The sequence below is a fragment of the Pseudomonas sp. S1_G07 genome, from assembly GCF_054668565.1.
Genome location: NZ_CP162778.1, coordinates 3735597 through 3762086 on the forward strand (window position 1 = coordinate 3735597; position 26490 = coordinate 3762086).

16 protein-coding genes and 1 pseudogene are annotated in these 26490 nt (G+C 61.8%); 10 read left to right on the top strand and 7 right to left on the bottom strand.

Annotated elements, in window-relative coordinates:
- Positions 1–79 precede the first annotated feature (79 nt).
- Positions 80–985, bottom strand: coding sequence for a helix-turn-helix domain-containing protein (locus AB4O05_RS17140; RefSeq protein WP_460136454.1), 906 nt, complete (start codon positions 983–985; stop codon positions 80–82).
- Between the two features lie 72 nt (positions 986–1057).
- Positions 1058–2347, bottom strand: coding sequence for a glycosyltransferase (locus tag AB4O05_RS17145; protein ID WP_460136452.1), 1290 nt, complete (start codon positions 2345–2347; stop codon positions 1058–1060).
- A 157-nt stretch (positions 2348–2504) separates the two neighbouring features.
- On the opposite strand from AB4O05_RS17145, the gene tpx reads away from it, so the two are divergent.
- From tpx to AB4O05_RS17175, 6 genes and pseudogenes are all read left to right on the top strand, one after another.
- Entirely contained in the window at positions 2505–3005 is a 501-nt protein-coding gene (tpx, locus tag AB4O05_RS17150) for a thiol peroxidase (protein WP_460136450.1), read from the top strand.
- A 232-nt stretch (positions 3006–3237) separates the two neighbouring features.
- Positions 3238–4536: an MdtA/MuxA family multidrug efflux RND transporter periplasmic adaptor subunit gene (locus AB4O05_RS17155; RefSeq protein WP_460136449.1), complete on the top strand. Its 1299-nt coding sequence runs from the start codon at positions 3238–3240 to the stop codon at positions 4534–4536.
- Positions 4533–7625, top strand: coding sequence for an MdtB/MuxB family multidrug efflux RND transporter permease subunit (locus AB4O05_RS17160; RefSeq protein WP_460164760.1), 3093 nt, complete (start codon positions 4533–4535; stop codon positions 7623–7625). The genes AB4O05_RS17155 and AB4O05_RS17160 overlap by 4 nt, the downstream gene beginning before the upstream one ends.
- A gap of 112 nt (positions 7626–7737) precedes the next feature.
- A complete protein-coding gene (locus AB4O05_RS17165) occupies positions 7738–10845 on the top strand; it encodes an efflux RND transporter permease subunit (RefSeq protein WP_460136447.1) in 3108 nt (1035 codons plus the stop codon).
- A complete protein-coding gene (locus tag AB4O05_RS17170) occupies positions 10842–12389 on the top strand; it encodes an efflux transporter outer membrane subunit (protein WP_460136446.1) in 1548 nt (515 codons plus the stop codon). Before AB4O05_RS17165 ends, AB4O05_RS17170 begins: the two co-directional genes overlap by 4 nt.
- Positions 12390–12501: 112 nt before the next feature.
- Positions 12502–13249 (top strand): annotated as a pseudogene (locus AB4O05_RS17175) (SDR family oxidoreductase).
- A gap of 31 nt (positions 13250–13280) precedes the next feature.
- Here the strand turns inward: AB4O05_RS17175 and mapR are convergent.
- The 3 genes from mapR to AB4O05_RS17190 all read right to left on the bottom strand — a co-directional run bounded on the left by mapR (position 13281) and on the right by AB4O05_RS17190 (position 16590).
- On the bottom strand, positions 13281–14690 hold the full coding sequence (gene mapR / locus AB4O05_RS17180) for a GntR family transcriptional regulator MpaR (protein ID WP_460136442.1): 1410 nt from the start codon (positions 14688–14690) through the stop codon (positions 13281–13283).
- 66 nt (positions 14691–14756) lie between these two features.
- Positions 14757–16166: a cytochrome c oxidase accessory protein CcoG gene (gene ccoG / locus AB4O05_RS17185; protein ID WP_460136441.1), complete on the bottom strand. Its 1410-nt coding sequence runs from the start codon at positions 16164–16166 to the stop codon at positions 14757–14759.
- A gap of 184 nt (positions 16167–16350) precedes the next feature.
- Positions 16351–16590: a DUF3203 family protein gene (locus tag AB4O05_RS17190; RefSeq protein WP_460136439.1), complete on the bottom strand. Its 240-nt coding sequence runs from the start codon at positions 16588–16590 to the stop codon at positions 16351–16353.
- A 121-nt stretch (positions 16591–16711) separates the two neighbouring features.
- On the opposite strand from AB4O05_RS17190, the gene AB4O05_RS17195 reads away from it, so the two are divergent.
- Complete coding sequence (locus tag AB4O05_RS17195) at positions 16712–17209, top strand: MgtC/SapB family protein (protein WP_460136437.1); 498 nt, start codon at positions 16712–16714, stop codon at positions 17207–17209.
- A gap of 14 nt (positions 17210–17223) precedes the next feature.
- On the opposite strand, the gene AB4O05_RS17200 is transcribed toward AB4O05_RS17195, so the two are convergent.
- Together AB4O05_RS17200 and AB4O05_RS17205 are read right to left on the bottom strand one after the other, a co-directional pair.
- Positions 17224–18249, bottom strand: a complete 1026-nt coding sequence (locus tag AB4O05_RS17200; protein WP_460136436.1) for a M10 family metallopeptidase C-terminal domain-containing protein — start codon at positions 18247–18249, stop codon at positions 17224–17226.
- A 210-nt stretch (positions 18250–18459) separates the two neighbouring features.
- Positions 18460–18618 (bottom strand): hypothetical protein, encoded by a 159-nt coding sequence (locus AB4O05_RS17205; RefSeq protein ID WP_460136434.1) that lies wholly within the window; start codon positions 18616–18618, stop codon positions 18460–18462.
- 204 nt (positions 18619–18822) lie between these two features.
- Here AB4O05_RS17205 and AB4O05_RS17210 point away from each other — a divergent pair, with 204 nt between their 5' ends.
- The 3 genes from AB4O05_RS17210 to glgB all read left to right on the top strand — a co-directional run bounded on the left by AB4O05_RS17210 (position 18823) and on the right by glgB (position 26456).
- Positions 18823–20811 (top strand): alpha-1,4-glucan--maltose-1-phosphate maltosyltransferase, encoded by a 1989-nt coding sequence (locus AB4O05_RS17210; RefSeq protein ID WP_460164761.1) that lies wholly within the window; start codon positions 18823–18825, stop codon positions 20809–20811.
- A gap of 63 nt (positions 20812–20874) precedes the next feature.
- Positions 20875–24222 carry a maltose alpha-D-glucosyltransferase gene (gene treS, locus AB4O05_RS17215; RefSeq protein WP_460136432.1) on the top strand — a complete coding sequence of 1116 codons (3348 nt, stop codon included), beginning with the start codon at positions 20875–20877 and terminating at the stop codon, positions 24220–24222.
- The gene (glgB, locus tag AB4O05_RS17220) at positions 24219–26456 is read left to right on the top strand and encodes a 1,4-alpha-glucan branching protein GlgB (RefSeq protein WP_460136431.1); all 2238 of its coding nucleotides are present in this window, start codon (positions 24219–24221) and stop codon (positions 26454–26456) included. The genes treS and glgB overlap by 4 nt, the downstream gene beginning before the upstream one ends.
- The last annotated feature ends 34 nt before the right edge of the window (positions 26457–26490 follow it).

A 26490-nucleotide genomic window follows, 5' to 3' on the forward strand; every position in this document is an offset into this window, starting at 1 on the left:
CCGATATGAAACAAAGGGTTGGTAGCGTTGAGGCGCTCCCACACTCAAGGTGGATAGGCGGGGCGGTGAATGTTCAGGGTCAGCCCACGTTCTGCTCAGTCAATCGCTGCACCGCCAGCCGCCTGTAATGGGACGGGGTCATGCCCTTGAGCTGCTGAAAGCGCCGATTGAAGTTGGAGATGTTGTTAAAGCCCGATTCAAAACACACATCCGTCACGGCTTTGTCGCCATCGGCGAGCAATTCGCAGGACTTGCTGATACGCAGCCGGTTGACGAACTCGATAAAGGTGCGGCCGGTGGCTTGCTTGAATACTCGGGAAAAATACGTCGGTTTCATCCCCAGGTACTCGGCCACTTCTTCCAGCGAAAGCTCGCGTGCGTAGTGAGCAAAAATGTAATCGACGGCGCGGTTGGTACGGTCGATGCTGTGTTCATCGGCCAGTTGCGGCGTAGTCACGCCGGACAGCAGTTGGTAATCCTCACAGGCACTGAGCACTTCCAGCAGAATGAAGAAGTGCCCCAGGCGCGCCATGCCTTGGGCGTCCTCGATGCGTTGCATCAGGGTCATGGCCTGGGCGATGGTTTTTTTGCAGCGAAACTCGATGCCGTACTGCGCCCGCTCCAGCAAGGGCGCCAGGGTCTTGAGCTCGGTGAAGATCTGGCTGCCGTTCTCCAGCAAGTCATCGGTAAAGTTCACCAGCATGTCGCGCTTGGGCACCACCTCGTCCTCCTCCACCTGGCTGATCCAGTTGTGGGGCAGGTTGGGGCCGGTGAGGAACAGGCTTTCCGGGTAGAAGTTGCCGATGTAGTCGCCGATGAACACCTTACCGGAGCTGGCGATGATCAAGTGCAGCTCGTATTCCTTGTGGAAGTGCCAGCGCACCAGCGGGCAGGGGAAACCGTGCTGACGATAGATGATGGACAGACCGTTGTGGTCGTCCATCAGCTCGTAGGAAGGGTCGGTGATACGCGTTGCTCGGGTCATGCTGCCGTCGCTTTATTGTGGTTGCTGCGTAGGATAATGCCCCCTTGCGTGCGACCTCGCCAGCGTCGGTGTTTATACGGCGCGGTTTTTCGCCTCGATCCACTGCGACATATATTGCGTACTTTTATGCGCGTGATGGCGCAGCATGCTGCCGGTGAAGTTGTTGCGGCGGTGGGCGGCGAGGTGGTGGCGACACTGTTCAAGGCAATCCACCAGGGCGGCGCCATGAGCATTCTGGTCATAGCGGCGTGCGAGCAGGTGTCGACCCTGTTCCTGGGCCTGGGTCCAGCGTTCCTTGTCTTGGTACAGGCTCACGGCGGCAGCGGCCAGGGCCTTGGCGTTCTGTTCGATTGCACCGGGCCACGGCTGTTCATCGCCCATGGCTTCGGCGCCAATCGGTGTGGTGATATTCGGCGTTCCGCAGAGCATCGCATCCGCCAGCTTGCCCTTGATACCCGCGCCAAAGCGTAGCGGCGCCAGGCAAATGCGCGCCGCGCTCATCACCTGCTGCGCATCTTCGGCCCAGTTCATCACATGGAAACCCTGGGCCGGGTTGTGCAGGGCGGTGGCTTTGGGCGGGGTGTAGGCGCCATAAATGTGCAACTGGGCCGCTGGCAATTGCTGGCGAATCAGCGGCCACACACTGTTCTTCATCCACAGCACCGCATCCCAGTTGGGCGCGTGACGGAAGTTGCCGATGCTGAGGAAGTGCGCACGGTCTTCGAACGGCGCGAAGGTATCGGTCGGCGGCGCCATCATCAGTGGGCACCAGTGGAGCAGGGCGGCCGGCACCTTGAATTGCTCGGTGAGCAGGCGGATTTCCACGTCGGAGATCATCAGGCTGATATCACAACGGTAGATCGCCGCGATCTCGCGCTTGGCCAGGTCGGTGTCGGCCATGCGCTGGAATTCTTCTTCCAGGGCGGGCGCAAACAGCGCGCTGAAGTCATCGCTGTCCGGGTTTGCCTTGAGGTGCTCCTTGAGGCGCTGGTGGCGGGCGTCGCGCAGGCTTTGCAGGTCGGAGGTTTCCAGCACGCGCAGGGCGTCGGGGCAGCATTTTTCCACGCGCCAGCCGAATTGCTCCTCCATCATGAAGCGGTCGAACAGCACGATATCCGGGGCCAATTCGCGGATAAAGTCGTCGAAGCTGCTGTTATTGAGCTCAATGGCGCATTCGCTGATGCCCAGCTCGCGCAGGTCGGCCTTGTGTTCGCCGAGGGCGGCGGGGCTGCTGAAGGTAATGTCCCAGCCTTGTGCAAGAAAGGTCTCGAGGATCTGCATCATATGCCCGCCCGCAGCTGAGGAGCGGGGTTCCGGCCAGACATAACCGATGACCAGGACTTTGGTGGCGGGCGGTTTCATCAGAAACGACTTCCTTTAAGGTAGGCAAAAAGCGCGCAATTAAACCACAACCGGCTGACATGACAATTTATGTATGGCGGTAGGTAGCCAGGTTACTTTGTGGTTAACTTCCGCCTCTCGAATTCGTTTAACCAAAACCAGCATAAGGATTCTGTTCATGGCTCAAGTCACCCTTAAAGGCAACCCCGTCCAGGTTGAAGGCGAATTGCCGAAAGTCGGCTCTGAAGCAGCGGACTTCACCCTGACCGCCGGCGATCTGTCAGATGCAACCCTGGCGACCTTTGCCGGTAAGCGCAAAGTGCTGAATATCTTCCCAAGCGTCGATACCCCGACCTGCGCGACTTCGGTACGCAAGTTCAATGCCCAGGCCAACGACGTGAGTAACACGGTCGTACTGTGCATCTCCTCTGACCTGCCGTTTGCCCAGAAGCGTTTCTGCGGCACTGAAGGCCTGGACAATGTGCTGAGCCTGTCGGACTTCCGCAACGCCGACTTCGCTGTTGACTACGGCGTGTCTATCGCCGACGGCCCACTGCAGGGTCTGACCGCCCGTGCCGTTGTGGTGCTGGATGAAAACAACATCGTGTTGCATAGCGAACTGGTCCCTGAAATCGGCCAAGAGCCAAACTACGAAGCGGCCCTGGCTGTTTTGAAGTAACTGTTTCGGCGCATTACTGTCGTTTTGCAGTAACACGCGTGGTACATGATTGCGGCCTGGCCTAGACCAGGCCGTTTTCATTTGCAGCTCAGGGGTTTAGCGAAACAGCCCATGGCTTAAGCTGCGGAAGTTAAAAGTTGTAAGCCCAAGGTAAATAGCCGGTAAAGGCGCTTTTCTTAACGCGCCCCAGTGCTTATCTTTCAGCCTCCCAAAGAAGAAGCGCTCGCGCCCAATGGTTGATCACTCCATGCAATCCTCCCCCCGTACCTCCCGTCGCTGGCTGTTCGGCCTGCTTGTGCTGCTGGTCATCGCCGGCCTGTGCTGGAAATTCTGGCCAAGCGGTGCAGCCCATAAAGACGCACCGGCCGGGCATACCGGTAAAACCGGCATGGCGCGCCCAGGGTTCGGCGGGTCCACCGGCCCGGTGCCGGTGCGTGTGGCGCCGGCGGTGTTGGGGGAGTTCCCGGTGTACTACAAGGCGTTGGGCACGGTCACCGCGCTCAACACCATCAATGTGCGCAGCCGGGTGGGCGGTGAGCTGGTGAAGATTGCCTTTGAAGAGGGGCAGATGGTCAAGGCCGGTGACCTGCTGGCCGAAATCGACCCGCGCAGCTACCAGAATGCCTTGCTCCAGGCCCAAGGCACGCTGATGCAGAACCAGGCTCAATTGAAGAATGCCCAGGTCGATGTGGAGCGGTATCGCGGCCTTTACGCCCAGGACAGTATCGCCAAGCAAACCCTGGACACCGCCGAAGCGCTGGTTCTGCAATACCAGGGCACGGTCAAGACCAACCAGGGCGCGGTGGACGACGCCAAGCTCAACCTCGAGTTCACCAAGATCCGCGCCCCGATTGCCGGTCGTGTCGGCTTGCGCCAACTCGACGTCGGCAACCTGGTGGCTGCCAACGACACCACGGCCCTGGCGGTGATCACCCAGACCCAGCCGATCAGCGTGGCCTTCACCCTGCCGGAAAACACCCTGGACACCGTGCTGGCCCGTTACCACGCCGGCAACAAGCTGCCGGTGGAGGCCTGGGACCGTGGCGACGTGAAAAAACAGGCGGTTGGCGTGCTGCAGAGTCTGGACAACCAGATCGACGTCACCACCGGTACCCTGAAATTCAAGGCGCGTTTCGATAACAAGGACCAGGCGCTGTTCCCCAACCAGTTCGTCAACGTGCACCTGCTCGCCGATACCCTGCACAACGTGGTACTGGCGCCGTCCGCCGCCATCCAGTTCGGCAACGCCGGCACCTTTGTCTACAAGCTCGACGGCGACAAGAAGGTCAAGGTCCAGCCTCTGGTAGTGGGTGACACCGATGGCGATAACACCGTGATCAAGGAGGGCCTGGTCGCGGGTGATCGGGTGGTGCTGGAAGGGACCGACCGCCTCAAGGACGGCAGCGAAATCGAAGTGGTCAACGACAGCAGCGAAGTACCGACCACCCCGACCGAACACCTGCAAGGCAAACCTGCGGCGAAAGGGGAGACCGGCACCACCGCCGGCAAGGCGCAAAAGGTCGGTTCATGAACCTGTCGCGGCTGTTTATCCTTCGCCCGGTCGCCACCACCCTGAGCATGCTGGCCATTGTATTGGCCGGCATCATCGCTTACCGCTTGCTGCCGGTGTCGGCCTTGCCCCAGGTGGACTACCCGACCATCCGGGTGATGACCCTGTACCCCGGCGCCAGCCCCGATGTGATGACCAGCGCGGTCACTGCGCCCCTGGAGCGCCAGTTCGGACAGATGCCCGGCCTGACCCAGATGGCGTCCACCAGTTCCGGCGGCGCCTCGGTGCTGACTCTGCGTTTCAACCTCGACATCAATATGGACGTGGCCGAGCAGCAGGTGCAGGCCGCGATCAACGCCGCCACCAACCTGCTGCCCAAGGATTTGCCGGCACCGCCGGTGTACAACAAGGTCAACCCGGCGGATACCCCGGTGCTGACCCTGGCCATCACCTCCAAGACCATGCTGTTGCCCAAGCTCAATGACCTGGTCGACACGCGCATGGCGCAGAAAATCGCGCAGATCAGCGGTGTCGGCATGGTCAGCATCGCCGGTGGCCAGCGCCAGGCCGTGCGCATCAAGGTCAACCCCGAGGCCCTGGCGGCCAACGGCTTGAACCTGTCGGACGTGCGCACCTTGATCGCCGCGTCGAACGTCAACCAGCCCAAGGGCAACTTCGACGGCCCCACGCGGGTGTCGATGCTCGACGCCAACGACCAGTTGGTGTCGCCCCAGCAATACGCCGAGCTGATCCTGGCCTACAACAACGGCGCGCCTCTGCGCCTTAAGGATGTGGCGCAGATCGTCGACGGTGCTGAAAACGAACGCCTTGCCGCCTGGGCCAACCAAAACCAGGCGGTGCTGCTGAATATCCAGCGCCAGCCAGGGGCCAACGTGATCGAGGTAGTGGACCGCATCAAGGCGCTGCTGCCGAGCATCACCGACAACCTGCCGGCGGGCCTCGACGTCACCGTGCTCACCGACCGCACCCAGACCATTCGCGCCTCGGTAAAGGATGTGCAACACGAATTGCTGATCGCCATTGCCCTGGTGGTGATGGTGACCTTCCTGTTCCTGCGCCGGGTCAGCGCCACGATCATTCCGTCGATTGCCGTGCCGCTGTCGCTGGTGGGCACCTTTGGCGTGATGTACCTGGCCGGGTTCTCCATCAACAACCTGACGCTGATGGCCCTGACCATCGCCACCGGGTTCGTGGTGGACGATGCCATCGTGATGCTGGAGAACATCTCCCGTTATATCGAAGAGGGCGAAACCCCGCTGGCCGCCGCGCTCAAGGGCGCCAAGCAGATCGGCTTCACCCTGATTTCCCTGACCCTGTCGCTGATTGCCGTACTGATTCCGCTGCTGTTCATGGCCGATGTGGTCGGGCGTTTGTTCCGCGAATTCGCCATCACCCTGGCGGTGGCGATCCTGATTTCCCTGGTGGTGTCCCTGACCCTGACGCCGATGATGTGCGCGCGGCTGCTCAAGCGCGAACCCAAGGAAGAAGAACAAAGCCGCTTCTACAAGGCCAGCGGCGCCTGGATCGACTGGCTGATCGCAGCCTACGGGCGCAAGTTGCAGTGGGTGCTCAAGCACCAGCCGCTGACCCTGCTGGTGGCGATTGCCACCCTGGGCCTTACCGTGGTGCTGTACCTGGTGGTGCCCAAGGGGTTTTTCCCGGTGCAGGACACCGGCGTGATCCAGGGCATTTCCGAGGCACCGCAGTCGATTTCGTTTGCCGCCATGAGCCAGCGCCAGCAGGCACTGGCGAAGATCATCCTCGCCGACCCGGCGGTGGAAAGCCTGTCCTCCTATATCGGCGTGGATGGTGACAACGCCACCCTCAACAGCGGCCGCCTGTTGATCAACCTCAAGGCTCACGGCCAGCGCGATTTGAGCGCGGCCGAGGTGATCACCCGCCTGCAGCCGCAGATCGACAAGCTGGTGGGCATCCGCCTGTTCATGCAGCCGGTGCAGGACCTCACCATTGAGGATCGTGTAAGCCGCACCCAATACCAGTTCAGCATGTCTTCGCCGGACGCCGAGCTGCTGGCGCTGTGGAGCGACAAGCTGGTCCACGCCCTCAGCCAGTCGCCGGAACTCACCGACGTCGCCAGCGACCTGCAGGACAAGGGCCTGCAGGTGTACCTGGTGATCGACCGCGATGCGGCTTCGCGCCTGGGCGTCAGCGTGTCGACCATCACCGACGCGCTGTACGATGCCTTCGGCCAGCGGCAGATCTCGACGATCTACACCCAGGCCAGCCAGTACCGTGTGGTATTGCAGGCCCAGTCCGGCGAAACCCTGGGCCCGGAGGCGCTGAACCAGATTTATGTGAAAACCACCGACGGCGGCCAGGTGCGTTTGTCCAGCCTGGCCCATGTGGAGCAGCGTCAGGCGCAGTTGGCCATCGCCCATATCGGCCAGTTCCCGGCAGTGATGATGTCGTTCAACCTGGCCCCAGGCGTCGCGCTGGGCAAGGGCGTAGAACTGATCAACCAGACCCAGAAAGCCATCGGCATGCCGATTGGCGTGCAGACCCAGTTCCAGGGCGCGGCGCAGGCGTTCGAAGCGTCGCTGTCGAGTACCTTGCTGCTGATCCTGGCGGCGGTGGTCACCATGTACATCGTGCTGGGCGTGCTGTACGAGAGTTATATCCACCCGATCACCATCCTCTCGACCTTGCCGTCGGCGGCGGTGGGCGCGTTGCTGGCGCTGCTGCTCAGCGGCAATGACCTGGGCATGATCGCGATCATCGGCATCATCCTGCTGATCGGTATCGTCAAAAAGAACGCGATCATGATGATCGACTTCGCCCTCGACGCTGAACGCAACCAGGGCCTCGACCCGCAGACCGCGATCTACCAGGCCGCGCTGCTGCGCTTCCGGCCGATCCTGATGACTACCCTGGCGGCCTTGTTCGGCGCGGTGCCGTTGATGCTGGCCAGCGGCTCCGGCGCGGAATTGCGCCAGCCCCTGGGCCTGGTGATGGTCGGCGGCTTGCTGGTCAGCCAGGTGTTGACGCTGTTCACCACGCCCGTTATTTACCTGGCTTTCGATAGGTTGGGACGCCGCTTGCGCAAGTCTGACGTCAAGGAAGTGGTGTAATGGGCGCGGTGAACGCAGTTGCAAGCGGCAAGTTTCAAGCGGCAAGAGAAAAGCGGGTGCGACGCATGGCTTTAGCTTGTCGCTTGAAGCTTGCCGCTTGGAGCTCTCCCCCATGAATCTGTCTGGACCGTTTATCCGTCGACCCGTAGCAACCATGCTCTTGAGCCTGGCAATAATGTTGCTCGGTGGTGTGAGCTTCAACCTGCTGCCGGTGTCGCCGCTGCCGCAGATCGACTTCCCGGTGATCGTGGTCTCGGCCAGCCTGCCTGGTGCGAGCCCCGAGGTGATGGCATCGACGGTGGCCACGCCGCTGGAACGCTCCTTCGGTTCGATTGCCGGCATCACCACCATGAGCAGTTCGTCGAGCCAGGGCTCCACCCGGGTGATCCTGGCTTTCGATTCCGACCGCGATATCAACGGCGCGGCGCGGGAGGTGCAAGCGGCGATCAACGCCTCGCGCAACCTGCTGCCCAGCGGCATGCGCAGCATGCCCACCTATAAGAAGATCAACCCGTCCCAGGCGCCGGTCATGGTGCTGTCGCTGACCTCGGACGTGTTGCAGAAGGGCCAGCTCTACGACCTGGCCTCGACCATTCTCTCGCAAAGCCTGTCCCAGGTGCCGGGCGTGGGGGAAGTGCAGATCGGTGGCAGCTCCCTGCCGGCGGTGCGCATCGAACTGGAACCCAAGGCGCTCGACCAGTACGGCGTGGCCCTCGACGATGTGCGCAACACCATCGCCAATGCCAACCAGCGCCGGCCCAAAGGGTCACTGGAAGACAGCGAGCGCAACTGGCAGATCCAGGCCAACGACCAACTGGAAAAAGCCAAGGACTACGAGCCACTGCTGATTCGCTACCAGAACGGTGCCGCGCTGCGCCTGTCGGATGTGGCGAAGATCAGCGATGGCGTCGAAGACCGCTACAACAGTGGCTTTTTCAACAATGATTCGGCGGTGCTGCTGGTGATCAACCGCCAATCCGGCGCCAACATCATCGAGACCGTCCGCCAGATCAAGGCGCAATTGCCGGCGTTGCAGGCGGTGCTGCCGTCCAGCGTCAAGCTGAGCCTGGCCATGGACCGCTCGCCGGTGATTACCGCGACCCTGCACGAAGCCGAGATGACCTTGCTGATCGCCGTGGGCCTGGTGATTCTGGTGGTCTACCTGTTCCTCGGTAACTTCCGTGCCTCGCTGATTCCCACCCTGGCGGTGCCGGTGTCGCTGGTGGGCACTTTCGCGGTGATGTACCTGTACGGCTTTTCGTTGAACAACTTTTCGCTGATGGCGTTGATCCTGGCCACCGGCCTGGTGGTGGACGACGCCATCGTGGTGCTGGAGAACATTTCCCGGCATATCGACGAGGGCGTGCCGCCGATGAAGGCGGCGTACCTGGGCGCCGAGGAAGTCGGCTTTACCTTGCTGTCGATGAACGTGTCGCTGGTGGCGGTGTTCCTGTCCATCCTGTTTATGGGCGGCATCGTCACCAGCCTGTTCCGCGAGTTTTCCATCACCTTGTCGGTGGCGATCATCGTGTCGCTGATCGTTTCGCTGACCTTGACCCCGATGCTCTGTGCCCGTTGGCTCAAGCCCCATGTCAAAGGCCAACTGACCGGCCTGCAACGCTGGAGCCAGAAGATCAACGACCGAATGGTCGCCGGCTACGCCACCAGCCTGGACTGGGTGCTGCGTCATAAGCGCCTGACCTTGCTCAGCCTGTTGCTGACCATCGGCATGAACGTAGCGTTATACGTGGTGGTGCCCAAGACCTTCATGCCCCAGCAGGACACCGGCCAATTGATCGGTTTCGTGCGCGGTGACGACGGCCTGTCGTTCAGCGTGATGCAGCCGAAGATGGAGACCTTCCGCAAGGCCGTGCTCAACGACCCGGCGGTGCTCAGCGTGGCCGGCTTTATCGGCGGCAACAACGGCACCAACAATGCGGTGATGCTGGTACGCCTCAAACCGATCAGCGAACGCAAGATTTCGGCGCAAGCGGTGATCGAGCGCCTGCGCAAGGACGTGCCGCTGGTGCCGGGCGGGCGCCTGTTCCTGATGGCCGACCAGGACCTGCAGTTTGGCGGCAGCCGCGACCAGACCAGCGCGCAATATTCCTACATCCTGCAAAGCGGCGATCTGGCCGCGCTGCGCCTGTGGTACCCGAAAGTGGTGGCCGCCTTGCGCGAGCTGCCGGAGCTGACCGCCATCGATGCCCGCGAGGGGCGTGGGGCGGCGCAGGTCACGCTGATTGTCGACCGCGACCAGGCCAAGCGCCTGGGCATCGACATGAACATGGTCACGGCGGTGCTGAACAACGCCTACAGCCAGCGGCAGATCTCCACCATCTACGACAGCCTCAACCAGTACCAGGTGGTGATGGAGGTCAACCCCAAATACGCCCAGGACCCGATCACCCTCAACCAGATGCAGGTCATCACCTCCACCGGTGCGCGAGTGCCGTTGTCGACCATCGCCCACTATGAGAACAGCCTGGCGGATGACCGCGTCAGCCATGAGGGCCAGTTCGCCTCGGAAAACATTGCCTTCGACATGGCGCCTGGGGTGACGGTGGAGCAGGGCACTGCCGCGATCGAGCGGGCGATTGCCAAGGTGGGGCTGCCGGAAGACGTGATCGCCAAGATGGCCGGTACCGCCGATGCCTTTGCCGCCACACAGAAAGGCCAGCCGTTCATGATCCTCGGTGCACTGGTGGCGGTGTACCTGGTGCTGGGTATTTTGTATGAGAGCTATATCCACCCGCTGACCATCCTCTCGACCCTGCCGTCGGCCGGTGTCGGCGCGATGCTTGCCATCTACCTGACGGGCGGCGAATTCAGCCTGATCTCCTTGCTGGGCCTGTTCCTGCTGATCGGCGTGGTGAAAAAGAACGCGATCCTGATGATCGACCTGGCGCTGCAACTGGAGCGCAACGACGGCATGGGGCCCTTGGAGTCGATTCGCAGCGCCTGCCTGCTGCGGTTGCGGCCGATCCTGATGACCACGCTGGCGGCCATCCTCGGCGCCTTGCCCTTGCTGCTCGGCTCCGGCGATGGCGCGGAAATGCGTCGCCCGCTGGGCCTGACCATCATTGGCGGCCTGGCGTTCAGCCAGGTCCTGACCCTTTACACCACTCCGGTGGTTTACCTTTATCTCGACCGCGCGCGCCATCGCTTCAATGCCTGGCGCGGTGTGCGTACCGACGCTGCCCTGGACACTGCGCTATGACCGATTCACTGAACGCCGACGCACACCGGTTCCCTGTAGGCGCCGGCTTGCCGGCGAAAAACGCACAGGCCCCGCGTATCGCCTGGTTCGGCGCGTTATCGTGGACGACGTTCGCGAGCAAGCTCGCTCCTACAGTGGGCTTGGCAGTGCTGCTCAGCGCCTGTGCCGTGGGCCCGGATTACAAACGCCCCGAGGTCGTCGAACCTGCGCAATTCAAGGAAGCCCAGGGTTGGCGCCAGGCTGCACCCAGTGATTCGCTGGCCCGTGGTGCCTGGTGGGAACTGTATGGCGACCGCCAGCTCAACGACCTGGTACTGCGCCTGAATAACGCCAACCAGACCGTGGCGCAGGCCGAGGCGCGTTTTCGCCAGGCCCAGGCCCTGGTGCGCAGCTCGCGCGGTGCGTTTTACCCCACTGTCGACCTGAGCGCCGGTAAAACCCGCGCCAGCCAGGGCACCGGCAGCAGCAACGCGAGCCTCAGCAGTACCAGCAGCGGTATCCGCAACACCCTCAACGCGCAATTGGGCGTGAGCTGGGAAGCCGACATCTGGGGCAAATTGCGCCGGGGGCTGGAAGCCAATGAAGCCAGCGCCGAAGCCAGCTCGGCGGACTTGGCGGCGATGCGCCTGAGCCAGCAGTCGGAACTGGTGCAGAGCTACCTGCAACTGCGCGTCATGGACGAGCAGACCCGCCTGCTGCAAGCCACGCTGGACACCTACCAGCGCTCCCTGCAAATGACCGAAAACCAGTACCGTGCCGGCGTTTCCGGCAAGGATGCGGTGGCCCAGGCGCAAACCCAGCTCAAGACCACCCAGGCCAGCCTGATCGACCTGATCTGGCAGCGCGCCCAACTGGAAAACGCCATCGCCGTGTTGATCGGCGAGGCCCCGGCCAACTTCAACCTGGCCGTGAGCGACAGCATCCCGACCTTGCCGCAGATTCCCGTGAGCCTGCCGTCGCAACTGCTGGAGCGTCGCCCGGACATCGCCTCGGCCGAACGCTCGGTGATCGCCGCCAACGCCAATATCGGCGTGGCCAAGGCCGCCTACTATCCGGACCTGAGCCTGAGCCTGGCCGGTGGCTATTCCAGCAGCACCTATGCCGACTGGATCAGTCTGCCGAACCGCTTCTGGTCGGTGGGGCCGAAACTGGCCATGACCCTGTTCGACGGTGGTCAGCGTTCGGCGGAAGTCGACCGCACCGTGGCCAGTTATGACGAAACCGTGGCCAAGTACCGCCAGACCGTGCTGGACGGTTTCCGTGAAGTGGAAAACTACATGGTCCAGCTCAAAGTGCTGGAAGACGAGGCGGCGGTCAGCAATGAAGCGCTGGAGGCGGCGCGTGAGTCGCTGCGCTTGACCCAGAACCAATACAAGGCCGGGTTGATTGCCTACCTGGACGTGGTGACGGTACAGGCGACGGCCTTGAGCAATGAGCGCAGCGTACTGACCCTGCTGCAGACGCGCCTGGTGGCCAGTGTGCAACTGATCGCAGCATTAGGCGGCGGCTGGGATGGGCAAACCCGAATCAGCGCCAAGGACTAGGCGTACGCGCACCCAGTGCGCCAAAGAGGCGCAGGCGCCTGACAAAAACCGCAGGTGACGAGTATTCTTGGACCCAACGCTGAACATCAGGTTGGAGCAGGAGACCGCACACATGGACAAAGTCGTCATCATCACCGGGGGCAGCCGGGGGGATTGGCGCCGAGACGGCATTGCTGGCCGCTCGGCAGGGCTATCGCATCTGCATCAACTACCAGTCCGACGAGGAGTCGGCCCACCGCGTACTCGCACAGGTACAAGCCCTGGGGGCCCAGGCGATTACCGTACGCGCGGACGTGAGTATCGAAGATGAAGTGGTTGCCTTGTTCCGTCGCGTCGATAGCGAGTTGGGGCGCGTCACTGCGCTGGTCAATAATGCTGGCACCGTGGCGCACAAGTCGCGGGTCGATGAGATGTCCGAATTTCGCATCCTGAAAATCCTCAGGACCAATGTGCTGGGGCCGATGCTGTGCGCCAAGCACGCGGTGTTGCGCATGTCGCCCAAACATGGCGGGCAGGGCGGCAGCATCGTCAACGTGTCGTCGGTGGCGGCGCGGCTCGGTTCGCCGGGCGAATACGTCGACTACGCCGCGTCCAAGGGCGCGCTCGACACCTTCACCATCGGCCTCTCGAAAGAAGTGGCGGGCGAGGGCATTCGCGTCAACGCGGTACGCCCCGGCTATATCTTTACCGACTTCCATGCCCTGAGCGGCGACCCGGACCGGGTCAGCAAGCTGGAGTCCGGCATCCCCATGGCCCGTGGCGGCCGGCCGGATGAAGTGGCTGAAGCGATTATCTGGTTGTTATCGGATAAGGCGTCGTATGCCACTGGCACTTTTCTCGATCTGGGGGGCGGCCGATGAATGACTGGCGCCAGGCCTGGCGGTGCATGCTTTAAAACGAGCGCACGATCCGCCCCAACGTTTCCATCGCCTTCTCCGACGCTTCGGTCCACGGGCTGCCGTAGTTCAGGCGAATGCAGTTGCGAAAGCGCTGGGTCGCCGAGAAGATCGGGCCGGGCGCGATGCTGATGCCTTGGGCCAAGGCCATCTGGAACAACTTCAAGGAGTCGGTCTGTTCGGGTAATTCCAACCACAGGAAATAGCCCCCGGCCGGCTGGCTGACGCGGGTCTGCGCCGGGAAGTAGCGACCAATGGCGGCGAGCATGGCGCTTTGTTGTTCTTCCAAGGCATAGCGCAATTTGCGCAGGTGTCGATCATAGCCGCCATGTTGCAGGTAGTCGGCAATCGCGGCCTGGGCCGGCATCGAGGGGCAGAGCGACGTCATCAGCTTCAAACGTTCGACTTTTTGCGCATAGCGCCCGGCGGCCACCCAACCGACGCGATAGCCGGGCGCCAGGCTCTTGGCAAACGAGCCGCAGTGCATCACCAGGCCTTCGGTGTCGAAGGCCTTGGCCGGTTTGGGCGCGTGTTGCCCGTAATACAACTCGGCGTACACATCGTCCTCGATCAGCGGCACCTGATGGCTGCGCAGCAGTTCCACCAGCGCCTGTTTCTTCGCTTCCGGCAAAGTGGCGCCCATCGGGTTCTGGAAGCTGGTCATGGTCCAGCAGGCTTTGATCGGGTAGCGCTCCAGGCTTTGCGCGAGCGCGCCGAGGTCGATGCCGTCACGCGGGTGCACGGGGATCTCCACCGCCTTGAGCTTCAAGCGTTCCAGCACTTGCAGGCAGGCATAGAATGCCGGGGCCTCGATGGCCACCAGGTCGCCCGGTTCGGTGACGGCTTGCAGGCACAGGTTCAACGCTTCCAGGGCGCCATTGGTGATCAGCAGTTCTTCCATGGGCAGCATCAGGCCGCCAACCATATACCGCAGGGCGATTTGCCGGCGCAGTTGCGGGTTGCCCGGCGACATGTCGGTGACCACCAGGCGCGGGTCCATCTCACGGCTGGCGCTGGCCAGGGAGCGGGCCAGGCGTGGCAGCGGGAACAACATGGGGCTGGGGAACGCCGAGCCGAAGGGCACGGTGTTGGGGTCCTTGATCGAGTCGAGCACCGAGAACACCAACTCGCTCACGTCCACTTCGGTGGACTCATGCACTTGTTCGCTCGCCACCGGCTCGGAAAACGGGCTCGGCGCATGGGCGTTGACAAAGTAGCCGGAACGCGGCCGCGCGCGGATCAGGCCACGGCGCTCCAGCAGGTAATAAGCCTGGAACACCGTGGACGGGCTGACGCCATAGGTCTGGCTGGCGTAGCGCACCGATGGCACGCGCTGGCCGGGCCCCAGGACGCCGGAGCGGATCAGTTCGGCAATGTCGTCGGCGAATTTTTCGTAGCGTTTCATGGGGGCCTTAAACAGTTTTTCAGTATGCACACAGCGCAAACTGTGCGGGCTCTATCCAGGTAGACCTCAACGGTTCAACGGCGCCACAAAGCGGCTATCGGCGGCCATGTAGACCCACGGTTCGTCAACATCCGTCACCTTGAACCGCAGGGGCTGGGAACTGCTTGCCGGGGTGTCGGCCAATAACGCTACCGACACTGGCAGATCAACGATTTCGCCCGGCGCCAGGCTGATCTCGGTCTTGCCATGCAGCTGGAAGCCATCAGCATCCACCAGTGCCACCCGGTAGTCCTGGCGTTGCTGGGTCTTGTTGATGACCTTGAGGCTGTAGATGTTTTCGATCTGGCCCCGGGCGTTTTCGCGGAACATGCCACGGTCCTTGGTCACGTCCAGCGACACCATCGGCCGCTCCACCAGGGCCACCACCAGCGCGGCAATCATCACCAGCAGCACCGCACTGTAGCCGATCAGGCGCGGCCGTAGCAGATGGGGCTTGCCACCTTGCAGTTGATGTTCGCTGGTATAGCTCACCAGGCCACGGGCGTAGCCCATTTTGTCCATGATCGAATCGCAGGCGTCGATACAGGCCGCGCAGCCGATGCATTCCATTTGCAGGCCGTCGCGGATGTCGATCCCGGTGGGGCACACCTGTACGCACAGTTGGCAGTCAATGCAATCACCCAGGCCGACGTCGGCCGGCGCGACTTCGCGTTTGCGCGGGCCACGGCGCTCGCCACGGGCGCTGTCGTAGGAGACGGTCAGGGTGTCTTTATCGAACATCACGCTCTGGAAGCGTGCATAAGGGCACATGTGCATGCACACCGCTTCGCGCAACCAGCCGGCGTTGATATAGGTGGCCGCTGTGAAGAACAGCACCCAGAACAGACTGACGCCGCCCATCTGCCAGGTCAGCAGTTCCGTGGCCAGTGGGCGGATGGGGGTGAAGTAGCCGACAAAGGTCAGGCCCGTGAGCACACTGATGCCCAGCCACAACGTGTGTTTGGCCGAGCGCCGGGCCAGCTTGTTCAGGCTCCAGGGCGCGGCTTGCAGTTTGATGCGTTGGTTGCGCTCGCCTTCGGTGACTTTTTCGCACCACATGAACAGCCAGGTGAACGAGCTTTGGGGGCAGGTGTAGCCGCACCACACGCGGCCGGCAAACACGGTGATTGCAAACAGGCCGAAGGCGCAGATGATCAGCAGCGCCGAGAGCAGGATGAAGTCCTGGGGCCAGAAGGTGGCGCCAAAAATGTGGAACTTGCTGTCGGCCAAGTCCCATAGCACTGCCTGGCGGCCGCCCCAGTTCAGCCACACGGTGCCGAAAAACGCCAGGAACAGAAAGCCTGCACCGGCCACGCGCAAGGTGCGAAACAGTCCAGTGAAACTGCGGGTATGGATCAGAGTGTCGCTGGATTTGGCCTTCACCTTCTGTGGGTGCAGTGGCTCAAAGGTTTCCACGGTAGGGATTCGTTCGCTCATGGTCGTTCGCTCATCAGCCTCCATCAGGCCGATGAACTATGAGCGCCGAGCTGTTTGCATAACAGACTCAGCTATTGCGATAAAAGGCAGATCAGATGCAGTGGCGGACGGCGCCTGCGACATTGTGCTGCACCCCGTACCGCCTGAGGTGCAGCGGATTCCATCGCCTGCTGATACAGATCAATTAAATCGCCGAACCAGGTTCGGTGGCCTTCTTGTGCCGGCGCCCATCGGTAGCGCCGGCCACGGTGAGTGCATCGGCTTCCTGTTCAGTGATGTAGACGCGATTGCCGTCCAGATCGACGTAGGACATGGCTTTTGGGATATCTGTACTGACGGTTACCGCGCTTGCCGGCAGGCTCTGTTCCTGGCCCTCGTCGTTGATCTTGAAGTAACAGGTCTGGTTTTCGATACGTACGGGCATGGTGATCTCCTTTTCATAAGCTGGTGAACGTTAGGTTGCCAGCCAGGGCGAAGTGTTCCAGGCAACTGACTGGCGGTCGCCGCTGTCCATGCTTTACCCACACTGAAAAAGGACCGTTCCGATGGACGCTTGGTGGCATGAAGCGCTGCAAGCCCTGCAAGCCGAGTTCGCGGATATTACCGATGCACGGCAACTCACCCAGATTACCGTGCGCCTGCTGATTGCCGCGATCCTGGGTGGCATCCTGGGCTTTGAGCGTGAGCACAAGGGCAAGGCAGCCGGCGTGCGCACGCACATGCTGGTGGCGTTGGGTGCCGCGCTGTTCGTGCTGGTGCCGCAGATGTCCGGCAACCAGGCAGATGCCATGAGCCGGGTGGTTCAGGGGGTTATCGCCGGGATCGGCTTTCTTGGCGCCGGTACCATCCTCAAGGGCAAGGAAGACGAGGAGGGCCAGCACGTCAAAGGGCTGACCACCGCCGCCGGTTTGTGGATGACCGCGGCGATCGGTGTGGCGGCCGGGCTGGGCCGGGAATCGACAGCGGTGTTGAGTACGCTGCTGGCGCTGGCGGTGTTCAGTGTGATGCCGAGAATCGTCAAATGGGTGGACAGGAATCCGTGACCACCCGCGCAGTATCAAGTGAGGAGGTTGTTGCGTCGTACCTCGCCAAACACTTTGATCACATAGGGTGATTGCCCCTCGCCTCGGCCAATGGCGATCACGCTGGTGTTGGTACTGGCTTGATAATGGAGCTGCATTTGCGCGCTGGCGCCAGAGAACGATTCAACGAAATGCAATGGCTTGTTCAGGTGGCTGCGGATACCGGACAGGTCCAGCTTGTCTCCTGCGCCGAATTGTCTGATTTCGCTGGGTGCGTCGGCAGTGGACGGGTCAGAACCGCTGAAGCTGTAGGTTCTGCCATGTACGGGGGGATTGCCGGCATTTGCCGGGCTGTCGGTACCGGCGCCGCGGCGCAGCGTATCGAGTTTTTCTTTCTTCAATAAGGCACTGATATTGCTCAGGGGTTGTTCGGCCTTGTTCATATCGGAAAAATTACGCTTGAGTTTGGAAATATTCTCTTGAGCCTGATTGATATGGCCGATGATGTCGTCGTAGCCGCCCCCATCAAACGCTTTGAAGAGCATGTCGAGATTTTTGGCCTGAAGTTGCTCTATGAATTTTTTCCCGACTTTCCCCCTGGCTGAACCGTAGCTGGAGGCGAGTTTCTCCTGGCTAAGTTGTTCGCCGAACGCCTGGAGGGCCTTGGCGTTGTCATCCGCATTCGGGCCGCGCAGCATTGAGGTGATCGTATCTTCGGTCAAGAGCGGGCGCAGTTCGTCCACGAGTGCGCCAGACTCTTTGGAGTGGGGATCGCTCAACAACTGCTCGACAGCGTCTTTGGTCAGTCGTGCACGCAGGTGGTCAAGGTTTTTCTTCGCCATTGCCTGTTCTGCAAAGGCGTCATTGGCAGCGGGGGTGCCTGTCGTGGAAGGCTGGGATGAAGGATTTGCGGTCTTGGGTTGCCTGGACCAGTCCGGGCCTGATGTGAGTAGTGCATTCAGACGCTCGGGGGTGAGTGTCGATTGGGAGGGCGAGGGGGTGGAGGGCGCTGTGTGATTTTTCGAGGCGCTGGGAGCTCGTTGAGCGTGAACGGTAGACATTGGTATTTTCTCCTGATGGGGTTGGGCAAAACGCCACGTTCCAGGTTCTCGACTAAGCGCTTGCGCGAGGAGAGTATAAAAAACCAATGTAAGGGCGGATTTAGCACTCTTTCCTTAGGGCTGTAGGAAATCACACTTTATTTAGTAGGTCGCTCGAGGGCTGATGATACGAACCAGCCCCGAGCGCACCGTCCACGCCCACCCTGGCTTTCAGACGATCACGGGTGGCATGGTCGTCGGCGGTTCTTCCACCGGCGGCGGCTCGTTTTCCGGCGGCTCCTTCTCCGGAATCGGTTCCGGTTCGGTGGGCGGCAGGGTCGGGTTGTCGATGTTGGGATCTGGGGTTTCAGCCGGGATTGGAATATTCATCGGTGTGGCCTCCTTTGTGCTTTGCTCCAGCGGTGGACAATCGCCGGGGGGATTTGATTCCCCGTCCGATGGCGGCACATCCACCTGAACTTTTAGCCCCGGCGCAGGCTCGGACCTATGACGGCCCTGCTCAGGGAGAGCGTCGCCGTATCAGAATTCGGATCAAGCAAAGAGCGTCCACAGGGCGTAAGGGGAAGATGCTCGATGACTGCTGAAACACTGGCTCCAGGAAATGCCTTATTGCCGCTGTCCCAGGCGCTGTTGCTGCCCAGGATTGCCATCGAAAGCACCGCGCCCGTGATCGACGGCGGCGAATTCGCCGTCAAGGCCGTGGTCGGCCAGCGGGTCAATGTCACCAGCAAGGTATTCGCCGACGGCCATGACAAGCTGGCCGTGTTGGTTCGCTGGCGCGCGCTGCAGGAAGAAAGCTGGCACAGCGTGGTGATGACCGATGTGGGCAACAACGGCTGGGAGGGGGCTTTTACCGTCACGTCCCAAGGCCCCCACGAATACTGCATCGAAGCCTGGATCGACACGTTCGCCAGCTTTTGCTACGAACTGCGCAAGAAGCACGAGGCCGGGGTGCCGGTGAGCCTGGAGTTGCAGGAAGGTCGCAGCCTGGTGCTGCAGGCCGCCGAGCGCAGCGACAATGAACTGCGCGATCGCTTGATGCTGTTGCACCATGAGCTTTCCGGCCTGTTGGAAACCGAACAGGTGGCGCTGTTCCTGCACGAAGACAGTGCACACCTGATGACCCAGGCCGATCATCGTGCCTATTTGAGCATCAGCGCGGTGTATCCGATTGATGTGGAGCGCCAGGCGGCGCAATTCGCCAGTTGGTACGAGCTGTTTCCCCGTTCGATTACCGACGATCCGGCCCGCCACGGTACGTTCAATGATGTACACGCTCGTCTGTCGATGATCCACGACATGGGCTTCGACGTGCTGTACTTCCCGCCGATCCACCCCATCGGCCGCAGCCACCGCAAGGGCAGGAACAATGCCCTGAACGCTGGCCCCGATGATCCCGGCAGCCCTTATGCCATCGGCAGCGAGGAGGGCGGTCATGAAGCGATCCACCCGCAACTGGGCAGCCGCGATGACTTCCGTCGACTGGTAAAAGCCGCCGCCGATCACGGCTTGGAAATCGCCCTGGACTTCGCTATCCAGTGCTCCCAGGACCACCCGTGGCTCAAGCAGCATCCGGGCTGGTTCAACTGGCGCCCGGACGGCACGATCAAGTACGCGGAAAACCCGCCGAAAAAGTACCAGGACATTGTCAACGTCGACTTCTATGCCGCCGATTCCGTCCCCAGTCTGTGGACCGAACTGCGTGACATCGTGGTGGGCTGGGTGCAAGAAGGGGTGAAGACCTTTCGCGTCGACAACCCCCACACCAAACCATTGCCTTTCTGGCAGTGGCTGATCGCCGATGTGCGCGCCAAGTACCCCGAGGTGATCTTCCTCGCCGAAGCCTTCACCACACCGGCGATGATGGCGCGCCTGGGCAAGGTCGGGTATTCCCAGAGCTATACCTATTTCACCTGGCGCAACACCAAGGCCGAGCTGAGCGAATACTTCGAGCAGTTGAACCAGTCACCCTGGCGCGAGTGCTACCGGCCTAACTTCTTCGTCAACACCCCGGACATCAATCCAGGCTTCCTGCACGAATCCGGCCGGCCCGGCTTTTTGATCCGCGCCGCGTTGGCCACCATGGGCTCGGGCCTGTGGGGCATGTATTCGGGGTTCGAACTGTGCGAAGCCGCACCGGTGCCGGGCAAAGAGGAATATCTGGACTCGGAGAAATACGAGATCCGCCCGCGGGATTTCACCGCGCCCGGCAACATCATTGCCGAGATCGCCCAGCTCAACCGCATCCGCCGACAGAACCCGGCCCTGCAGACGCACTTGGGGTTGAAGCTCTACAACGCCTGGAACGACAACATCCTGTACTTCGGCAAGCGCAGTGAGGACGGCAGTAATTTCATCCTGGTAGCGGTCAACCTCGACCCGTTCAACGCCCAGGAAGCGCATTTCGAACTGCCGCTGTGGGAACTGGGCCTGCCGGACGATGCCCAGACCCAGGGCGAAGACCTGATGAACGGCCATCGCTGGACCTGGTACGGCAAGACCCAGTGGACGCGGCTGGAGCCGCAGATGCCGTTCGGGATCTGGCGAATCACTCATTCTTGAGGTGAGCGCAGATCAACACCTGTGTTTTTCCAGGTGGTTTTTTCAGTATTTCAGGAGTTTCCAATGGCGAAGAAACCCAAGGCTGCCACCTTTATCAAGGACCCGCTCTGGTACAAGGACGCGGTGATCTATCAGGTTCACGTCAAATCCTATTTCGACTCCAACAACGACGGCATCGGTGACTTCCCCGGGCTGATCGCCAAGCTTGACTACATCGCCGACCTCGGCGTGAACACCATCTGGCTGTTGCCGTTCTACCCCTCGCCACGCCGCGATGACGGCTACGACATCGCCGAATACCGTGGCGTACACAGCGACTACGGCACCTTGGCTGACGCCAAGCGTTTTATCGCCGAGGCCCACAAGCGTGGGTTACGAGTGATCACCGAACTGGTCATCAACCATACTTCCGACCAACACCCCTGGTTCCAGCGTGCGCGCAAGGCCAAGCCCGGCTCGGCGGCGCGGGACTTCTATGTGTGGTCGGACAACGACCAGAAATACGACGGCACCCGCATCATTTTCCTCGACACCGAGAAGTCCAACTGGACCTGGGACCCGGTCGCCGGCCAGTATTTCTGGCACCGCTTCTATTCACACCAGCCCGACCTCAACTTCGACAACCCGCAAGTCATGAAGGCCGTGCTGTCGGTGATGCGCTACTGGCTGGACATGGGCATCGACGGCCTGCGCCTGGACGCCATCCCCTACCTGATCGAGCGTGACGGCACGAATAACGAAAACCTTGCCGAAACCCATGACGTTCTCAAGCAGATCCGCGCCGAGATCGATGCCAACTACCCGGACCGCATGCTGCTGGCCGAAGCCAACCAATGGCCGGAAGACACGCAGCTGTACTTCGGTGACCGCAAGGGTGACGACGGCGACGAATGCCACATGGCCTTCCACTTCCCGCTGATGCCACGCATGTACATGGCGCTGGCTCAGGAAGATCGCTTCCCGATTACCGACATCCTGCGCCAGACCCCGGAGATCCCCGCCAACTGCCAATGGGCGATTTTCCTGCGCAACCACGATGAGCTGACCCTGGAAATGGTCACCGACAAAGAGCGCGACTACCTGTGGAATTACTACGCAGCCGACCGCCGCGCGCGTATCAACCTGGGGATTCGCCGACGCCTGGCGCCGCTGATGGAGCGTGATCGCCGCCGCGTGGAATTGCTCAACAGTCTGCTGCTGTCGATGCCCGGCACGCCGACCCTGTATTACGGCGACGAAATCGGCATGGGCGACAATATCTACCTGGGTGACCGCGACGGTGTGCGCACACCGATGCAATGGTCCATCGACCGCAACGGCGGCTTCTCCCGCGCCGACCCGGCCAGCCTGGTACTGCCACCGATCATGGACCCGCTGTATGGCTACCAGTCGGTCAACGTCGAAACCCAGACCCAGGACCCACACTCCCTGCTGAACTGGAACCGGCGCATGCTTGCGGTGCGCAAGCAATCCAAGGCGTTTGGCCGCGGCAGTCTGAAAATGCTCTCACCGGCCAACCGCCGCATCCTTGCGTATACCCGCGAGTACACCGGCGACGATGGCCGCGCGGAAATTATCCTGTGCGTGGCCAACGTGTCGCGCAGTGCCCAGGCGGCCGAGCTGGACCTGTCGGCCTTTGCTGGCATGGTGCCGGTGGAAATGCTCGGCGGGAACGCCTTCCCGCCCATCGGCCAGTTGAACTTCCTGCTGACCCTGGCGCCGTACGGCTTCTATTGGTTCGTATTGGCCGCGGAGAACCAGATGCCCAGCTGGCACGTGGAACCGGCACAGAGCATCCCGGACTTCACCACCCTGGTGCTGAAAAAACGCATGGAAGAGCTGCTCGAAGAGCCCTGTCGCAGCACCCTGGAGCAGACCTCGTTGCCAGCCTGGCTGCCCAAGCGGCGTTGGTTCGCCGGCAAGGACACCGCCATCGACAGCGTGCGCATCGCGTACGGCGTGCGTTTTGGCGACCCGCAGCACCCGGTGCTGCTCAGCGAACTGGAGGTGAGCGCCGGTGGCCAAGTCAACCGCTACCAATTGCCGTTCGGCTTTCTTGGCGAAGACCAATTCACCAGTGCGCTGCCCCAGCAACTGGCCTTGGCCCGTGTGCGACGTACACGCCAGGTGGGGTTGGTCACCGACGCCTTCAGCCTTGAGCACTTTGTCCGCGCGGTGATCCAGGGCCTGCAGGCCGGTACGCTGCTCAATTGCAGCGACGGCCAGTTGCGCTTTGAAGCCACGCCACACTTGGCCAGGCTGCAACTGAGCGACGAAACGCCGGTGCGCTACCTGTCGGCCGAGCAGTCCAACAGTTCGGTGGTGGTGGGCGAAAACCTGGTGCTCAAGCTGATCCGCAAAATCAGCGCCGGGGTACACCCGGAGCTGGAGATGAGTGCCTACCTGACCGAGGCCGACTACCCGAATATCTCGCCGTTGATGGGCGCGGTGATTCGCCGCGACGCCGATGGCCAGGACAACCTGCTGATGATTGCCCAGGGCTACCTGAGCAACCAGGGCGACGCCTGGAGCTGGACCCAGAACAACCTGGAACGGGCGATCCGCGACGAACTGGCCGAAGCCATCTCCGAGCAGGAACAGCACTACAACGCCTTGGGCGAGCTGGCGGATTTCGCCGGCCTGCTCGGCCAGCGCCTGGGCGAAATGCATGGTGTGCTGGGCGCCAAGACCACCAACAAGGACTTCAAGCCCGAGCTCACCACGGCCAAGGACACCCAGGCCTGGGCCAAGGATGTGGGCGCGCAGATCGATCGCGCGCTGCAGTTGCTCAAGCTGCATCAAAACCAATTGAACCCCGCGGATCAGGCGTTGGTCAGTGAATTGCTGGCGCAGAAAAAAGCCATCGGCGCGCATGTCCAGGCATTGGCCAAGGCCACATTGGGCGGGTTGCGCATTCGTGTGCATGGCGACTTGCACCTGGGCCAGGTGCTGGTGGTGAAGGGCGATGCCTACTTGATTGACTTTGAAGGCGAGCCGGCGCGGCCGCTGCACGAGCGGCGCGGCAAGCACAGCCCGTATAAAGATGTGAGCGGAGTTCTGCGCTCGTTTGATTACGCGGCGGCCATGGCCCTGAATGTGCAAGGCGTGGATCACTCGCCGGAAGCTGACCGGGCACGCAGGCGCGTGACCGATCGCTACCTGAAAGAAGCGCGCCAGGCATTTATCCAGGCTTATCAGACGGCTGCGTCTACACTGGCGCATGACTGGCAGGATGCCAACGGCCAGGACGCCGCGCTGACGCTGTTCAGCCTGGAGAAGGCCGCGTACGAAGTGGCCTACGAGGCGGAAAATCGCCCGACCTGGTTGCCGGTGCCTCTGCAGGGCCTGCACGGCCTGTTGAGCGAGCTTGTACTTGAATCGAAACATGCACGCGGTGGGGAGACGTCATGAGTTTTACACATAGAGAACCGCTGCAGCCTAAGTTGACTGCAATGCCGGCGTCCAAGGACGTCGAAGCGCTGGTGCGCGCCGAGCACCATGACCCGTTTTCGATCCTCGGGCCGCACGACGACGAGCAGGGCGGGCAATTTATCCGCGCGTTCCTGCCCGAAGCGCTGAGCGTCCAGGTGCTCAGCCGCGATGGCAGCGAGACACTTGGCAGCCTGGAGGCCAATCAGGTGCCGGGGTTGTTTGTCGGGCACTTTGCCACGCGCCAGGATTACCTGTTGAAGATCCAGTGGGCCGGCGGTGAGCAGATCACCGAAGACCCCTACAGTTTCAGCCAGTTGTTGCTCGGGGAAATGGACCTGTACCTGTTTGCCGAAGGCAACCACCGCGACCTCAGCAGTTGCCTGGGCGCCCAGGTGACCAGCGTCGACGGCGTGCAGGGTGTGCGCTTTGCCGTATGGGCACCGAATGCGAGGCGCGTGTCGGTGGTGGGCGACTTCAATATCTGGGACGGCCGCCGTCACCCGATGCGCCTGCGCCACCCGTCGGGGGTGTGGGAGATCTTTATTCCGCGCCTGCAGCCCGGCGCGGCGTACAAATACGAGATTCTCGGCGCCCATGGCATCCTGCCGCTCAAGGCCGACCCCATGGCGCTGGCCACCCAACTGCCGCCGGATACCGCCTCGAAGGTCGCCGCGCCATTGCAGGTGGACTGGCAGGACCATGAGTGGATGCAGTCGCGTACGGACAAACACAAACCCAGCGCGCCGCTGTCGATCTATGAGCTGCATGTGGGCTCGTGGCAATGCGAGCTGGACGAGGCGGGCGAAGTCGCGCGCCAGTACGGCTGGCGCGAACTGGCGCAGCGGTTGATCCCCTACGTGCAGCAACTGGGTTTCACCCATATCGAACTGATGCCGATCATGGAGCATCCATTCGGTGGCTCCTGGGGCTATCAGGCGCTGTCGCAGTTCGCGCCCAGCGCGCGGTTTGGCTCGCCCGAAGATTTCGCCTACTTCGTCAATGCCCTGCACCAGGCCGATATTGGTGTGATCCTCGACTGGGTACCGGCGCATTTTCCCACCGATACCCACGGCCTGGCGCAATTCGACGGCACTGCGCTGTACGAATACGCCAACCCCTTGGAAGGCTTCCACCAGGATTGGGACACGCTGATCTACAACCTGGGCCGCACCGAAGTGCACGGCTTCATGCTGGCCTCGGCGTTGCACTGGCTTAAACACTTCCACGTCGACGGCCTGCGCGTGGATGCGGTGGCGTCGATGCTGTACCGCGACTATTCGCGCAAAGCCGGAGAATGGGTGCCCAACCGCCACGGCGGCCGCGAGAACCTGGAGGCCATCGACTTCCTGCGTCACCTGAACGATGTGGTTGCCCTCGAGGCCCCTGGCGCGCTGGTGATCGCCGAAGAATCCACCGCCTGGCCGGGCGTGAGCCAGCCCACCCAGCAGGGCGGCCTGGGCTTCAACTACAAATGGAACATGGGCTGGATGCACGACTCCCTGCATTACATCCAGCAAGACCCGGTCTACCGCGCCCATCACCATAACGAGCTGAGCTTTGGCCTGATGTACGCCTGGTCAGAGCGTTTTATCCTGCCGATCTCCCACGATGAAGTGGTGCACGGCAAGCACTCGCTGATCGACAAGATGCCCGGCGATCGCTGGCAGAAATTTGCCAACCTGCGCGCCTACCTGACGTTCATGTGGATGCACCCTGGCAAGAAACTGTTGTTCATGGGCTGCGAGTTTGGCCAGTGGCGCGAGTGGAACCACGACCAGCAACTGGACTGGTACCTGCTGCAATACCAGGAACACCAGGGTGTGCAAAAACTGGTGGGCGACTTGAACCGGTTGTACCGAGAAGAACCTGCGTTGCACGAACAGGACGACGCCCCCCAGGGTTTCCAGTGGCTGATCGGCGATGATGCGATCAACAGCGTCTATGCCTGGCTGCGCTGGAGCAAGGATGGCAAACCGGTGCTGGTGGTGGCCAACTTCACGCCGGTGCCCCGTGAGGCCTATGCCGTGGGCGTGCCGTTTGGCGGGCGGTGGAGCGAGGTCATCAACAGTGATGCCGATACCTATGCCGGTTCCAATTTCGGTAACGGCGGGGCCGTTTTCAGCGTGGATGAGCCGCGCCATGGCCAGCCGGTGTCGTTGTCGCTGAATTTGCCGCCCCTTGGGGTACTGATTCTGCGGCCGGAAGCGAGTTAAGGGCTCTACAGTGCGGGATTCAGTTGTCCACGGT

Excerpts from the sequence above, each read along its gene's own strand:
- AB4O05_RS17170 (WP_460136446.1), top strand. The coding sequence starts at position 10,842 with ATGACCGATTCACTGAACGCCGACGCACACCGGTTCCCTGTAGGCGCC.
- ccoG (WP_460136441.1), bottom strand. The coding sequence starts at position 16,166 with ATGAGCGAACGAATCCCTACCGTGGAAACCTTTGAGCCACTGCACCCA.
- AB4O05_RS17165 (WP_460136447.1), top strand. The coding sequence starts at position 7,738 with ATGAATCTGTCTGGACCGTTTATCCGTCGACCCGTAGCAACCATGCTC.
- glgB (WP_460136431.1), top strand. The coding sequence starts at position 24,219 with ATGAGTTTTACACATAGAGAACCGCTGCAGCCTAAGTTGACTGCAATG.
- treS (WP_460136432.1), top strand. The coding sequence starts at position 20,875 with ATGGCGAAGAAACCCAAGGCTGCCACCTTTATCAAGGACCCGCTCTGG.
- AB4O05_RS17140 (WP_460136454.1), bottom strand. The coding sequence starts at position 985 with ATGACCCGAGCAACGCGTATCACCGACCCTTCCTACGAGCTGATGGAC.
- AB4O05_RS17155 (WP_460136449.1), top strand. The coding sequence starts at position 3,238 with ATGGTTGATCACTCCATGCAATCCTCCCCCCGTACCTCCCGTCGCTGG.
- AB4O05_RS17200 (WP_460136436.1), bottom strand. The coding sequence starts at position 18,249 with ATGTCTACCGTTCACGCTCAACGAGCTCCCAGCGCCTCGAAAAATCAC.
- AB4O05_RS17160 (WP_460164760.1), top strand. The coding sequence starts at position 4,533 with ATGAACCTGTCGCGGCTGTTTATCCTTCGCCCGGTCGCCACCACCCTG.
- AB4O05_RS17205 (WP_460136434.1), bottom strand. The coding sequence starts at position 18,618 with ATGAATATTCCAATCCCGGCTGAAACCCCAGATCCCAACATCGACAAC.
- AB4O05_RS17195 (WP_460136437.1), top strand. The coding sequence starts at position 16,712 with ATGGACGCTTGGTGGCATGAAGCGCTGCAAGCCCTGCAAGCCGAGTTC.
- AB4O05_RS17145 (WP_460136452.1), bottom strand. The coding sequence starts at position 2,347 with ATGAAACCGCCCGCCACCAAAGTCCTGGTCATCGGTTATGTCTGGCCG.
- AB4O05_RS17210 (WP_460164761.1), top strand. The coding sequence starts at position 18,823 with ATGACTGCTGAAACACTGGCTCCAGGAAATGCCTTATTGCCGCTGTCC.
- mapR (WP_460136442.1), bottom strand. The coding sequence starts at position 14,690 with ATGAAACGCTACGAAAAATTCGCCGACGACATTGCCGAACTGATCCGC.
- AB4O05_RS17190 (WP_460136439.1), bottom strand. The coding sequence starts at position 16,590 with ATGCCCGTACGTATCGAAAACCAGACCTGTTACTTCAAGATCAACGAC.
- tpx (WP_460136450.1), top strand. The coding sequence starts at position 2,505 with ATGGCTCAAGTCACCCTTAAAGGCAACCCCGTCCAGGTTGAAGGCGAA.